Raw genomic sequence first — 12,912 nt, 5'->3', positions numbered from 1 at the left:
CATTAACATTGTTTAACCTCCTATTCATCCAAAGTTTTTCAGTTCTTCGATAAGCTTCTGACGTTCTTCTTCGCTCATGACCGTTTCTTCTTCGGCTTCCTTGCCTGTATACCAGTCTGGCAAAGGTACCTCAGCCGTTCGCTTCGCTTTTTTCTTTGGTTTTTTAGCAGTTTCAAATTCAGCAATTTGACGTAAGGCATCGGCATGTGTCTTAACTCCTGCTTGCCGCCAATTATTTAAAATAGCCTCTATGTAGCGGAAATTCCTCGCATTGCTCTTAACCGCTTCCGTCAATGACAGCTCCAAGACGTCACTTGGAAACTCCTGCAGCCATTCGGAGAGCAGTTCACACTCTTTTTGTGTAATGGGGCGTTGCATTTCTGTTTCAAACAAATCAAACAATACGCACGCGCGCGGTTCTTCTTCTTTAATACTTTCTTTATCTAAATCTAATTCTAATTCTAGTGACCGATTGTCGTTTGACACTCGTACGACACTCGTACGATTTTCTAAAGATATTTTTTTAGCTTCTCTAACTTTCTTTTGATATTCTCGATCATAAGCCTTTTTAGCTTCAAGTTTATCTAGCGATTGGTGCTTATCCCAATTAGATATAAAGTATCTGTTTTCAACGATCTCAACCATATCCAACATTTGAAAGGTATTCAGTGCAAATTGAATCATCTTAATATCTTTCCGGAAAATGCTAGACAGCATCTCGTCTGTATAGGCTAATTTATCAGTTAACATAATATAGCCGCCAGAATTACATTTGCCTGCCAAGCACAGCAGCTTGAACCAGATAATAATGAGTGTATCTCCGTTAGGCATCGTTTCGATAAATTTTATTTTTTCATCGTCAAATACGTTAACGGTGAGTTTGATCCACTTAACATCATTCATTCAATAAGCCTCCCAAACCGAATAAAGTGGATTGTTCAAATTTTATACCGCTTGGGGTGTCGATAATAATTTTTTTATTTTCAGCATCTTTGTTGCTTAGATAAATTTTCTTGCATTCATCACACAACAATTTGCCTTTATAACCAAAACAAATTTTATATTTACCACAGCATTCGCACTGATCTTTAAATTTATTCATGGTAACCTCCTGAAAAATCGAAAAGCTGTTGCGTTTTCCATTTCTTCATTTCTTTTTCAGCTGCCACTCTTTTTTTCTTTTCAGCGCGTTCACGACTTAGACAAAGGTTTCTGTATTCTTCTAGTTCTTCGTATGTTGAGGCAAAGTAATAACCTTTGCTTTTTGGTAATGATGCAATAACAAGACCGTTTTCTGTTCTTAACTTTTCAATGTAATTTCTCACTGTTCTGTCAGCACAGTGCGTTGCGCTGACTAGACCCATGCGGCTTATTGCATTCTGCTTACCATACCCCAACACACTAATAATCGCGCTTTCAGTTTTTGAGTAGCGTACTTTCTTTTTAACCATAATTACTCATAGACAAATACCTCTATCTGTTGTCTACCAAACTGTAAGGCTTCCTCGTGACTATCCATAAAAATATCTATGTGTCTGCCTTGCATCGCGCCGCCGGTATCCTCTGCAATGTATGTATGTCCATTAATGACAACCTCGGTACCATAGGGCAATATCTCAGGATCAACCCCAATTGTTCGCCCTGCTATTGGATAAGTTCCTGACGCTGTTAATTGCCCCTCTCTGCCACAGCAAATCGCACAGTGGCAATAAGCGGTAACCTCAAACATGCCTAGCGACACGAGCTGTTTTTGTGGCTCTGAAAAGGCAGGGTGATCAGCGGGTGTGATTATCGTATCTTTATGCTTTAGCTGATCAAGTTCATGTGCTAATTGCATATTTTCATCGTGTAAAAATCGTATCTGTGCCGTTTGTTGCTCGATTGTGTGATTACAAGCAACCACTTGACAGCTAGCGGCTAGTGCATATGCAACCAGTCCTGTAATGATTACGTTTTTCCAGTTGATTAACGGTTGCTCAAATTTAATCATTTTTGAGTCTCCATTTTTTGCCACATAATTTCATCAATTAAATCTATATGCTCCCTTAACGGAGCAATAAATCCTTGATATACCAATTCTGTTTCTTCTATGGCTAGCGCTTCTCTTTGCCTATTGATAAGGCAAAGAGCATCTCTAAGCACAATACTAATTCTTCTTAACTCTTTAATAGATAGCAGTTTTGCTGCATCTGATAAACTCGGTGTTTGTTTATTCATAAATCCTCCTTGCCTTTTTAGGCTTAGTTGTTGTAATGACTAAATAAGTCTATAAAGTCACATAATAGTTTTTTTGTTTGCTCTGCTTTATTTTGAAAAATTTCATTCTTTACTAACACAGGCAGTAACGATCCGTTTTGACAATCGGCGTTTAATGTAGCGAACGCTTTTGCAATTGTTGCTATTGTTTCTTCCGTTATGATCTGATTGAATCTATAATCTGTTCTGTTTTCCATGTAATTACTCCACATTTCGAAGTAAATTTATAACAATCAAAAAAAGAATCCCAATAGTTACTGCATAATATGGAAACCACGCTTTGATTTGCGGTGTGAATTTATTTGCAAAAGCTATGCCTAAACCTACTATTAAAAAGGTGATGATCGACAGTATTAACATTTTTCCTCCTTGCCATATCAGGCTAATGTGTTAAAATTCATTTGAGGTGATTCTTTTGGATACAAATATGCTCGTTTCGTTTGTTTCTCTTTTCATTGCTGTTGTTTCTGTTTTAATTTCCGCTATTTCTCTTTTATTGTCGAATCGCCCTTATATCGATGTGACAATCATGCTAATAAACGGAAGACGCTATATGCGTTTGAAAAATTATGGAAATCAAACTGCTTTAGTTAAAAGTGTTGTATACAACACAGATTTAACTGAACAATATTTTTCACGTGAATCTTCGCTTCCTCTTCCTTTTGTTGGTGATGAATTTACAGTCGCACCATCTCAATCGCATTTTGCACACCTTACAAACTCATTTATAGATATTGAATACGAAATAAGGTATACAAACAGATTACTAACTTTTAAGAAAAAAGGTAAATTATCAGGATTGAAAGGTATAAACTTCATTGCAACTGAAGATAGAGAATTTATCAATACATTACTTTAAATTATTTTATTCTTTTCTTTACCGTTTATCATTTAAGCAATGAATGATACTATCGATAATATTAAACCGACAATTACGATTAGAAACGCCCACGCATACCCTTTTAGCACAACCAACAAACATCCTATGATAGAACATGTAATTGAAATTAATGCAATTATTCCTTGTAGATTCATTTGCTTCTCCTTGCCTTTTTAAAGGCTTATGCTATAATTAAGTTGATAATTTTGGTGAATTATCAATGTGAGATACTGTGCTTTCCACGGCGGCGGTATCTCTTTTTTTTAGTTCTCTCGCTAAATCAAGAATAAACCTTAGAAATGGTTCAATATCTCTTGATTCAGTGCCGATTTTATAAATCGGTTTCCTTTGGTTTTTCATATTTCCACTCCTTTCCATTTTCTTTTACCCAACTCCACAGAATTTGAAGAATTATTGCGTTGTTAGAAACACCTTTCTTTTCAGCTTCGTGTTTTAATACATTTAATAATTCATTTGGAATCCGGAACGTAAAACGCTCAATCTCTTTTTGCACCAAAATGACACCACCTTTCTAATTCGATTATAGCATGTCATCTTTTTGGTGTCAACATGATGTCTTGAATTTGTTTTTCATTGACATTATAATGGTGTCAGGAGGACATGTTATGAAAAACAACGATCCATATACATCACCAGAATGTACGCGTTTTACTATGCGTATAAACACTACTTTATTTGATAAAATTAAAGCTGTTGCTGAACAAGAAAAACGTTCCGCAGCTAAACAAATTGAATTTATTCTTGAACAGTGGGTTTCTGAAAATTATCCCAAAGAATAAACAAAATTAAATCATTAACCGTATATCCCTTTTCGTCAGCTTCTTCTTGAAGAAGCTTTTTTAATTCACTTGGAATACGTATTGTTGTTCGTTCTTTTTCAAGACTTTTCCTTTGATTTTTCATGCCTCCTCCTTTCTTATTTAACAAAATAATCAATTGAAACGTTGAAATAATCAGCTAAAATTTTTAACTTATCAATTTTTGGATTACTTTTTCCTAGCTTCCAATCACTAAATGTTGATTGAGTAATTCCGGTATCTTTTGATACTTGATACGCCGTTTTGCCATTAGCTTCTAACAAAACTTTAAACTTGTTATACAAACTTTCACCTCCAATCTTGAAATACTACGGAAATGTGATATACTTAGATTGTCAGAAGTAAATATATCGACTAGTATAGCTATAAAACCGCTTTTACTATTAATAACCTTAGTACATTGATAGTATATATCGGTTTTTGATATTAGTCAATATAAAACGCTAATGTTTTTAATATTATTTGAAAGGACTGATATATATGTATAAAAGATATGAACAGCTTTTACAAGAAAAGGGGTTAACTTCTTATCGTGTTTCAAAAGACACAGGCATAACACAATCATCTTTGAGTGATTGGAAAATTGGTAAATGTACACCTAAATTCGACAAGTTAAAAATTTTAGCCGACTACTTTAATGTGGATTTGGAATATTTAACAGGAACTTCTGATGTAAAAAATGCAGCTAATGCTGCTGTTAAGGAAGCTATTATAAAAAAAGCGTTTAAAGTACCTGTTGTTGGCGCTGTTCCCGCTGGTATACCTTTAGAAGCTATCGAAGAAATTTTAGATTATGAAGAGATCAGTGAGGAAACAGCAAAGAAAGGTGAATACTTCGGACTAAAAATCAAAGGTGATTCGATGTATCCTTTCATCATGGAAGGTGATGTTGTAATAGTGAGAAAACAAGATACTATTGAATCCGGTCAAGTAGCCATAGTAATGGTTAACGGAGATGAAGCCACTTGCAAGAAAGTAGTCATTAAAAACGGTGGTATTGTGTTAGTGGGACATAATCCTGAATTTACTCCACTTTATTATTCTGCTGAAGAAGTCGAGACAATGCCTGTGCGAATCATAGGCAAAGTGATTGAAATTAGACGTGCTATATAAATGAAAAAAAGAGAAGCATTAGCGCTTCTCAATTAAAGTATAGCCTGGCAGTCTACTTTGCACATATCTTTTAAACTCATTGTTAATTACTTTATCAGTAAATACAACAACTTTATGAGCTTCGAGATATATAATTACTTGATTCTTGCAAGATTCAACATACTCTACTTCTAGTTCCATAATATCCTCCCGTATATGGCGGCTATTATGTGATTATGTTGGGTGTTGTGATCACACCCATATTATATGGTAAATTTTGTAAATATTAAACTGGTATTAATTTCCAATAGGAGGTTATCATATGAAAACTGCTTTCGGATATGGTCGATTCAGCACCGACAGACAACGAGAAGAATCAATCGAAGCACAAGAAATAGCAATTCGTGATTTTTGCAAAAGAAACAAAATTAAGCTGCTTGAATTTTATGCAGATAGAGGATTGTCTGGTACTAATGATAATCGTGAACAGTTTCAAAATATGCTTGACGAAGCAGATAAAGGCAAAGTTGATTTTGTTGTGGTACATAAGCTGGACCGTTTCGCCCGTAATCGTTATGATAGTGCAGTCGTAAGAAAACGGTTAGCTGATCATGGAGTAAAATTATTATCTGTGCTAGAGAACGTCAATGATGATTCACCTGAAGATGTTATATTAATGTCTGTACTAGAAGGCATGGCAGAATACTATTCAAAAAATTTATCAAGAGAAGTTAAAAAAGGTATGTACAGAAACGTTGAGAAAGGTATATACAACGGTGGTTTTCTTCCCTATGGGTATAAAGTAAACAACGAAACACGCATGATTGAGATAGATGATTATGAAGCTTCTATTGTTAAAGAAATTTATAATTTATATTTAGATAATAATGGTTATGTTACTATCGCTAACAAACTTAACGAAAGAGGTCTCAAAACAAAACGCGGTAATGACTGGACGGCCGACACAATAGGAAAGCTGCTAAAAAACGAAAAATATAAAGGCACTTATTTTCACGGAAAAAGTAAAGTAATAAGAAATGGCAGAAAACAGAAAGTTATTAAAAACACAGAATGGAAACAAGAAGAAACTTACCCTATAATAATTGAAGCTGAAATTTGGGAAACAGCTAGGAGGAAAAGAACAATGAATAAACCAAAAGGCGGTAAGAAACATAATTATTTACTTGTTGGATATGTTAAATGTAAAAAATGTGGAGCTAATTATATTGGATCATCCTCAGCACCATATGAAAATCATGTATACCGATTTTACACATGCTCAAAGCACAATCGCAAAAAATGTGATGCAAAGATTATAAATGCAGATATGCTCGAAGCCACAGTAATTGATTTCATTAAAGAGACATTTTTCAATAAAGAATCTTTAAATGAATACATAAATGAAGGTCTTGAACTACTTAACGATAAATCAGATAATGAAGAAAGAATAAATTCTTTAAAAAAAGAGATACAAGCATGTGATAAAAAGTTAGATAATATTCTTGATGTATACTTAGATGAAGAAATGTCTAAAGAAAAATATTTAGCTAGGAAAAACAAGATTGAAGATAAAATGCAGTATTTACAATCTGAGCTTGAATACCTAACTACTACCGCTGAAGTTCTTACTAAAAAAGATGTAAAAAAAGCAATCAATTATTTATTAAAAAACGTTGATGATAGCTATGAATACAAAAAAATGATGGTTGACACGTTCCTTGATCATGTAATCGTAGACGATGAAACATTCGAAATAACCCTAATTTATAACCTTTTTAGAAAGTCATGTAATTTTCTTTGCAATGATGATAGCACTAATCCATATTCCTCGAAAAAGGCCTTCACAGCTTCACCCCCTCTCCAAATAAATTGATAATAATTTCAAACATGATTGCCATAAACAGCACTGTCACGCCAAGCAGCGGCAGCATTCCCCACCATTGAAAAAACATCAGCTTACTCTCGGCACGGCTGCTGCGCTCACTTCTCAGCCACTTTGTGGTTGTTTGAATCATGCGGTTAAACTGAACGTAAGCATCTTCCTTGCCCACCGTATTATAGCGGTATAAAAGCTTCATCGCCCGCTCAATCTCAGATAATCGGTAGGCCTTTAAAAAATTCATATACGGCGTCAGATGAATTGCGTCTTCCTCAATTTCCGCAATCAGAATTGATAAATCCTCCTGAATCAGCTGAGGGGCTGTCTGCGTACTGAGAATCAATGAGGTCACCACGGTATTGGTCTGAATCAGAATCTGAAGCTGCCGCAGCCAGATTGGAAACTGAAACTTCAGCTGATTCACCCGCTGCTTCTTCACCCGCTTTAACGCCAGATACGCTTGTTTATAAACAAGCATAAACAAGCCGCCGACACCGCCAAGCCAAAAAATACTGTAACCAAACTGCGGCCATAAAGTAATTAGCAGCAAAACCGGTTTAGCCTTTTTCAGCCGCTTAGCCGCCAGCTTGAAAGGATCTTCATGAACCAGCTCATGCAAATCGCCTTCGATCAGCAAATCAAGCAAAAAACCATCAATACTTTTATTCAGCACGACTAGCAGCAGACAGGCAGCAAAACAAATCAAGCTCTCGTAGATATGCATTCTTCTTTTTCCACCCACCCTTCACTGATTGTCTTATGTGCCATTAACAAGGTAATCAGCACTGTTGTGAAAAAAAATAAAATCGCTGACTGATAGACAATTGAAGTCGTATTAAATTGAATCTCCTTCAGCATATTTTTCGCAAACATCGCAATTAACGCTGATAAGCCGCATAAGCCAATCATTCGATTTTTAGCCTGAAGCTGCAGCCGCTTAAACATATAAGTATCTTCAATCCAATCATCAATATCATCCTGAATCAAGTCCAAGCCATCAAGAAACTGATCGCCGCCATGCATTTCAATAGTCATTACCAAAGAAGCCAGATTATACACGATGAAGTGGGGCTGATAATCAATCAGCAGCTGAAAGCAAGCCTTCACATCACCACCCTCAGAAAGCCGCTCAATCATTGAACTGACAACCTGCTTCATCTCACCCTCACAGATTTTTTCACATTCGCATAAGATTCGATAGGTTTTTGGATTGAGCTTAAACAGGGCGATAAAATTCTGAAGAAACATTGTGAAATCATTAAATAAATGCTCCTGGTAAGAATTATAAGCCAGCCATATATAAATCGTCGGCAGCACCATGGAAGAAATAAACACCAGCAGGATCATCGATTCAACTCGCACCTCAAACTGTACGCCGATAAAAAGAATGCCCGCCGCCATCAGACTCAGCAAGACCATATGCTGTTTAAATGAATAATTATAGCCATAAGACAAAATCGTCTGCTTCAGCGCCGCATACCCGTTTCTGCGAAACATACAAAACGTAAACAGTTCCTTGCCTTTGCGGGTATTCACTAAAAGCAGCAGCAATACTGCCATTAAGATCAGCACGCTCATTTGGCTATCCTCCTTTTCCGCACCGGCTGCGGCTTGAGACTCTTAAACTTACGAATCAGTTTAGGGGGATAAAGCGTTTCATCCGCAAGCTCACCGCCCACATGATACAGCTCCGTTGTCATTGCCTGATTATTGATGCTGTCAAAGGCCACAATCTGCTTCAGAGTTCTGACAACACCCTGCTCAGAAATTCGCGATTCAATATAGATGCCAAGATCCAGCGCTTCATGAATACTGTTCAGCAGTACCTCGTTATAAATTTCTACATTGGGAAACATATGTAAAATACGCTTAGGGATTTTTGCCGCGTCATCTGCATGAATCGTTGAAATTAAATTAGTGCCTGTCGATATACTCTCTAATAAATGAACAACCTCATGACTTCTCACCTCAGAAACTAAAATCCAATTAGGCCGCTGCCGCAGACTTGCCTTAATCGCATCGACATAAGTAAAGCCGGCATTGATTTTAAAGGCCACACAATCCTTATTGGGATGGATGTCATGATAGCGCAGCTCAAGGGTATCCTCAATCGTAATCACCCGCTCCCAAGCCGGAATGAATGAAGTCAGATACTTAACCAATTCAGTTTTGCCGACACCGGGCAGTCCGGCAATCATAATATTGCAATGTGCTTTGATTGCCCGCTCTAAAAACGCCAAAACACTAGCTGTCGTATACTTTTCCTTAAGCATCTGCTTTTCACTCAGCCGCATAATTGCCGGTGTCTTACGTATCGATATGCTGTGGCCGCTGCGGGCGATTGAGTCATGAACAATACTGATACGCAGATCACACGTTTCAGCTTCTACCAGCGGTGATGAGAAATTAAAAGAACAATTCACATAGTTGGCAATCTTGTAACAGAACTGCTGAATGAACTCTTCTTCATCAAAAGGCTCGCAATAGCGTCCCTTATGCAGATGATCGATCCACAGCTGATGACCGTTATAGTTAATATCAGTAATGTTTTCATCCTCTACATAAGGTGTCAGCGGCCCAAAGTTAAACTCACTCATCACTTGCCTCCACTAATAAATCTAATACCTTTGATTCCTCGTTGAACACGCATTCCTCACTCTCCCGATCATCAGCAACCGCATACAGATCAATTGTACCTACCTTGCTGGCAATCTTCAGCAGCTCCACATATTCATTTGCTACCGCCAGATTAATCACATAAGGTACATTGCTGCTGTTCTTGCTGCCCATCAGATTCCCCTTGCGGTCCTTTACGCTCAAAATACGAATTGATGAGATCAGCAGATCAGTTACCGGCTTTTCTTTTTTCATTTCGATAGTCACATACAAATCAACCTTTTGATTGGCAGTCAATGAATTACCTGAGCTTTTTAATAAATCAGTGCCTAATGAAAATGAGCTTTGCCCCGCCTTCAGCTTCAAGGACGGATAATCCGGCAGTTCCGTCTCATCAAAAAGCATCTGCTTATAAAACAAGGAACCCTTTGGTATCTTCCCTTCAATTTCCGTTATTTTATCAAGAATCTCCTCCTCACTCATCGCACATGAATCATCAGTAAAAATACTGGGTATTTCCTTATAAGCAATCATCTCCTTATTAATCTGAGTGCGCGGTTCAATGGTTACAGCCGCGACCGGAACTTTCTTTAAATCAATCGTCTTATCCAAAATCACTTTAAATAAAAGACCATTCACAAGCAGCAGGCTGATTCCTCCTGCCGCGGCAAGATTTTTACGATTTTTCATTCTTTCAGCTCCTCAATCATGGCTTCCTGCACATGAATCATCAATCCTCTCAGCTTACTCTTATTAACCGCCAGAATTTCCACCTGCATAAAAAGCGGTTCTTTAATGAAGCCGGTCAAGGCAATCTGATACTCGAGATCCCGCAGTGCCAGATCCTTGAAATCAGCCTCAAAGTGCTGAAGGACATCATAGATTTCAAAATCCCATTCATCGACATAGGCTGCCATTGTTGACATCAAAGCCCGCTTAGCAGCCATTTCAATCGTATTCTGGGTATGATCATACTCCACATACCAGCTCATTCCCAGCACAAGCGTGAAAGTCATGAAGATTATCATGAACGTCCAGTACCATGATTTCATCTTATCCCTCCTACTCCTATATACGCAAAAAAAAGCGGGTTTCCTAAAAAACCCGCAGAATCCTTATACTTAATCAGAAAGCAAATCAGTCCCATTAAAGATTGAAGACGCTGATTTAAGCAGCAATAAGGCAAAAACTAGATTAAATACAAAAGGCAGTACCGTAATCAACACCAGATTAAAGTCAAATGCAAAGGCGGCAATACCGGCAAGAATACCGCTTGGAATCAACATCATCAGCAGCAAAAGCATTCTCAGCATTTGTTCCACCGCCGCGTTATTGCGGCTTTTCATGATGCGGTAAGAAATCATTGTGCCGGAAATCATCGTGAGACTGACACCCAAAAGATTTAGAGCTACCGGCATGATCTCAAGCAGCTTCATTTTAAAGCCAAACAGACAAAACAGCATAATCAAAAGGATAATCATTAATGCTTTAACTAAATAAGGCAAGGCACAGGCAATCCCCTTTTTAAAGCTTGAATCAGGAATCAGATAAATCTGATAATTTTTAATCTCCGCTTCCAATGAGAAATCATTCATGATAAAGAATACACACATAAATGACATCGACAGAAAATAAGCAGAACCCATTCCCATAAACAAGGACATGACAAAGAAAATCAGCACCATGATCACCGACTGAAGCGGGAATAAATTCTTTGACCGCTTCATGATCAGCAGATTCTTTGAGAGAATCGCAAAAGCGCCTGGCCGGAAATGAGCAGGCTGATCATCATTGATCTTAACCTTATCGACAATTCGCTCGCCCCTTTTCAGACGCGCGTAGTTCTGTGTGAAATTCACCGCTTCATCATATGCCTTCTCACAGAAATCATCCTTGATATTAATAAAATAAATAAAGGCGATCAGCATACATGCCAGAGTCAGCAAGAATGCCAGCAAAACAAAGGTCATATTGCCGGTTAAAAAGGAAGTTAATGCTAATTTCATCCAGCCAAACAGCGGTACAAAATGAATCAGCGGATTGCGGATAAAGGTTGTCATCGCTCTGCCGAAATCAAAGCCGACCTCAAAAAGATTAACCAAATATAAAAGAACCAGAAAAGCTATGAAGGCTATCAGAATGAATTTTCGAATCCATTTATTCTTTGCGCTGCGAATTTCTAAAATATGTAATATATCAACCAAAAGCATAAAAAACATAAAGAATACAAAACAATACAGATATGTAAACAACAAAAACGGCAGGGTTGTATTCATGATAAAAGCAACTAAGAAATACATCGGATAAAGTGCCAGCATCAATGACTGAAGAAGGGTTGTCATGGCAATAAAACTCATGATCTGACGTTTTGTGAAGGGACCGGTAAACATCATATAAGCATCGGTTTCCTTCATCAGCAGCTGCCGTTTGCTGGCTAGCTGACTGATGATGAGAAAGGCAGACATTCCCACCACAATCATCGCGGAAACATTAGGATCTGCAGGCTGAGCATTAGTTTTTAAGCTCACTGACATATAAATTAATAAAATATAAAAAGATGAAAGCAAAATCGTCAGAATTGCTGAACTGGGCTTAGAAAACAGATGGCGGATCGTTGCCTTCAGCTTGATCCACTGAAGCTTACAGATGATGCTCATGCTGTTCACCCGTACAGGCAAAGAATATCTCTTTCAAAGATTCCTCATGCAGATCATCACGGCGCACTGTCCGCACGATCTTTCCTTTATTCATGATATAAGCCTTGTCCCAGATTTCATCGATTACATCAATGATATGCGTACTGATCAGCACCGCAACACCCTTGTTTTTCAATTCAACCAGCAGCTTTAATACCTCTTCAATGCTTGCCGGATCAAGTCCGACCATCGGTTCATCAACCAGCAGTACCTTCGGTGACAGTACCAAAGCCAGCAGCATTGATACCTTTTGCTTCATTCCCTTTGACAGATTCTTGACAATCGTTTTCTTCTTCTCGCTTAAATCAAAAAGCTCATAATATTTCTCCGCCAGCAGCCGATAGTCCTTAATCTGATAAGCTGCTGCAATAAATTCCACATGCTCATCCACACTCAGCATATCATAAAGCACCGGCGCTTCCGGTATATAACCAAAGCTGCGCTTGGCATTTTCCGTTTTATTGGCATAACCGCAGATTTTAATTTTCCCCTCAAACTGCAGCAGGCCGACAATACTTTTAATCGTTGTCGATTTACCTGCCCCATTAGGCCCCAGCAATACGGTAATCTCCCCGCTTGCCGCTTCAAGATCAATATTATCAACGGCTTTAAAAGAACCGTATTCCTTTGTCAAATCATGGCATTCAATCATAA

The 12,912-nt window shown here is 37.7% G+C and carries 22 protein-coding genes; 4 read left to right on the top strand and 18 right to left on the bottom strand.

Translation table 11 applies throughout. The annotated features are described in order from the left end of the window. Positions 1-24: 24 nt before the first annotated feature. The 6 genes from DAHG_RS17200 to DAHG_RS17175 are packed head-to-tail and all read right to left on the bottom strand — an operon-like array spanning position 25 to position 2,453. On the bottom strand, positions 25-903 hold the full coding sequence (locus DAHG_RS17200; RefSeq protein WP_022939589.1) for a phage replisome organizer N-terminal domain-containing protein: 879 nt from the start codon (positions 901-903) through the stop codon (positions 25-27). Next, positions 896-1,102 carry a hypothetical protein gene (locus DAHG_RS17195; RefSeq protein WP_022939588.1) on the bottom strand — a complete coding sequence of 69 codons (207 nt, stop codon included), beginning with the start codon at positions 1,100-1,102 and terminating at the stop codon, positions 896-898. The genes DAHG_RS17200 and DAHG_RS17195 overlap by 8 nt, the downstream gene beginning before the upstream one ends. After that, positions 1,095-1,451: a hypothetical protein gene (locus DAHG_RS17190; protein ID WP_022939587.1), complete on the bottom strand. Its 357-nt coding sequence runs from the start codon at positions 1,449-1,451 to the stop codon at positions 1,095-1,097. Before DAHG_RS17190 ends, DAHG_RS17195 begins: the two co-directional genes overlap by 8 nt. A gap of 2 nt (positions 1,452-1,453) precedes the next feature. Continuing rightward, the gene (locus DAHG_RS21945; RefSeq protein ID WP_022939586.1) at positions 1,454-1,990 is read right to left on the bottom strand and encodes a 3D domain-containing protein; all 537 of its coding nucleotides are present in this window, start codon (positions 1,988-1,990) and stop codon (positions 1,454-1,456) included. Further along, on the bottom strand, positions 1,987-2,217 hold the full coding sequence (locus tag DAHG_RS17180) for a hypothetical protein (RefSeq protein ID WP_022939585.1): 231 nt from the start codon (positions 2,215-2,217) through the stop codon (positions 1,987-1,989). The genes DAHG_RS21945 and DAHG_RS17180 overlap by 4 nt, the downstream gene beginning before the upstream one ends. A 23-nt stretch (positions 2,218-2,240) precedes the next feature. Next, positions 2,241-2,453 carry a hypothetical protein gene (locus DAHG_RS17175; RefSeq protein ID WP_022939584.1) on the bottom strand — a complete coding sequence of 71 codons (213 nt, stop codon included), beginning with the start codon at positions 2,451-2,453 and terminating at the stop codon, positions 2,241-2,243. Between the two features lie 218 nt (positions 2,454-2,671). Here DAHG_RS17175 and DAHG_RS17165 point away from each other — a divergent pair, with 218 nt between their 5' ends. After that, positions 2,672-3,115, top strand: coding sequence for a hypothetical protein (locus tag DAHG_RS17165; protein ID WP_146211922.1), 444 nt, complete (start codon positions 2,672-2,674; stop codon positions 3,113-3,115). 213 nt (positions 3,116-3,328) lie between these two features. Here the strand turns inward: DAHG_RS17165 and DAHG_RS21245 are convergent, their stop codons facing one another. After that, the gene (locus DAHG_RS21245; protein WP_022939581.1) at positions 3,329-3,496 is read right to left on the bottom strand and encodes a hypothetical protein; all 168 of its coding nucleotides are present in this window, start codon (positions 3,494-3,496) and stop codon (positions 3,329-3,331) included. Further along, positions 3,468-3,650, bottom strand: a complete 183-nt coding sequence (locus DAHG_RS17155; protein ID WP_110370642.1) for an Arc family DNA-binding protein — start codon at positions 3,648-3,650, stop codon at positions 3,468-3,470. The genes DAHG_RS21245 and DAHG_RS17155 overlap by 29 nt, the downstream gene beginning before the upstream one ends. Positions 3,651-3,762: 112 nt before the next feature. On the opposite strand from DAHG_RS17155, the gene DAHG_RS21240 reads away from it, so the two are divergent. Next, entirely contained in the window at positions 3,763-3,936 is a 174-nt protein-coding gene (locus DAHG_RS21240) for a hypothetical protein (RefSeq protein WP_205408127.1), read from the top strand. Here DAHG_RS21240 and DAHG_RS21235 read toward each other — a convergent pair. Then, complete coding sequence (locus tag DAHG_RS21235; protein ID WP_022939578.1) at positions 3,893-4,060, bottom strand: hypothetical protein; 168 nt, start codon at positions 4,058-4,060, stop codon at positions 3,893-3,895. The two genes, DAHG_RS21240 and DAHG_RS21235, sit on opposite strands and share 44 nt — an antisense overlap. A 13-nt stretch (positions 4,061-4,073) precedes the next feature. After that, the gene (locus tag DAHG_RS17140; protein ID WP_022939577.1) at positions 4,074-4,259 is read right to left on the bottom strand and encodes a helix-turn-helix domain-containing protein; all 186 of its coding nucleotides are present in this window, start codon (positions 4,257-4,259) and stop codon (positions 4,074-4,076) included. A gap of 196 nt (positions 4,260-4,455) precedes the next feature. On the opposite strand from DAHG_RS17140, the gene DAHG_RS17135 reads away from it, so the two are divergent. After that, positions 4,456-5,088, top strand: a complete 633-nt coding sequence (locus DAHG_RS17135; RefSeq protein ID WP_022939576.1) for a LexA family transcriptional regulator — start codon at positions 4,456-4,458, stop codon at positions 5,086-5,088. An 18-nt stretch (positions 5,089-5,106) separates the two neighbouring features. Here DAHG_RS17135 and DAHG_RS21230 read toward each other — a convergent pair whose 3' ends face one another. Next, complete coding sequence (locus DAHG_RS21230) at positions 5,107-5,268, bottom strand: hypothetical protein (RefSeq protein ID WP_022939575.1); 162 nt, start codon at positions 5,266-5,268, stop codon at positions 5,107-5,109. Between the two features lie 121 nt (positions 5,269-5,389). Here DAHG_RS21230 and DAHG_RS17125 point away from each other — a divergent pair, with 121 nt between their 5' ends. Next, positions 5,390-6,940: a recombinase family protein gene (locus DAHG_RS17125; RefSeq protein ID WP_022939574.1), complete on the top strand. Its 1,551-nt coding sequence runs from the start codon at positions 5,390-5,392 to the stop codon at positions 6,938-6,940. On the opposite strand, the gene DAHG_RS17120 is transcribed toward DAHG_RS17125, so the two are convergent. The 7 genes from DAHG_RS17120 to DAHG_RS17090 all read right to left on the bottom strand — a co-directional run bounded on the left by DAHG_RS17120 (position 6,909) and on the right by DAHG_RS17090 (position 12,910). Next, positions 6,909-7,670 (bottom strand): hypothetical protein, encoded by a 762-nt coding sequence (locus DAHG_RS17120; protein ID WP_022939573.1) that lies wholly within the window; start codon positions 7,668-7,670, stop codon positions 6,909-6,911. The two genes, DAHG_RS17125 and DAHG_RS17120, sit on opposite strands and share 32 nt — an antisense overlap. Then, positions 7,649-8,524, bottom strand: a complete 876-nt coding sequence (locus tag DAHG_RS17115; RefSeq protein ID WP_022939572.1) for a hypothetical protein — start codon at positions 8,522-8,524, stop codon at positions 7,649-7,651. Before DAHG_RS17115 ends, DAHG_RS17120 begins: the two co-directional genes overlap by 22 nt. After that, a complete protein-coding gene (locus DAHG_RS20170; protein WP_022939571.1) occupies positions 8,521-9,543 on the bottom strand; it encodes a CpaF/VirB11 family protein in 1,023 nt (340 codons plus the stop codon). Before DAHG_RS20170 ends, DAHG_RS17115 begins: the two co-directional genes overlap by 4 nt. Next, positions 9,536-10,252: an RcpC/CpaB family pilus assembly protein gene (locus DAHG_RS17105; protein ID WP_022939570.1), complete on the bottom strand. Its 717-nt coding sequence runs from the start codon at positions 10,250-10,252 to the stop codon at positions 9,536-9,538. The genes DAHG_RS20170 and DAHG_RS17105 overlap by 8 nt, the downstream gene beginning before the upstream one ends. Continuing rightward, positions 10,249-10,614 (bottom strand): hypothetical protein, encoded by a 366-nt coding sequence (locus DAHG_RS17100; RefSeq protein ID WP_022939569.1) that lies wholly within the window; start codon positions 10,612-10,614, stop codon positions 10,249-10,251. The genes DAHG_RS17105 and DAHG_RS17100 overlap by 4 nt, the downstream gene beginning before the upstream one ends. Positions 10,615-10,683: 69 nt before the next feature. After that, positions 10,684-12,219, bottom strand: a complete 1,536-nt coding sequence (locus DAHG_RS17095; protein ID WP_022939568.1) for a putative ABC exporter domain-containing protein — start codon at positions 12,217-12,219, stop codon at positions 10,684-10,686. After that, positions 12,203-12,910, bottom strand: coding sequence for an ABC transporter ATP-binding protein (locus DAHG_RS17090; protein WP_022939567.1), 708 nt, complete (start codon positions 12,908-12,910; stop codon positions 12,203-12,205). Before DAHG_RS17090 ends, DAHG_RS17095 begins: the two co-directional genes overlap by 17 nt. Positions 12,911-12,912 lie beyond the last annotated feature (2 nt).

This window comes from Dielma fastidiosa (assembly GCF_000313565.1).
Lineage (GTDB): Bacteria > Bacillota_I > Bacilli_A > Erysipelotrichales > Erysipelotrichaceae > Dielma > Dielma fastidiosa.
The sequence above is the reverse complement of the archived record's forward strand: the minus strand, read 5'-3'. Positions and strand labels throughout refer to the sequence as shown.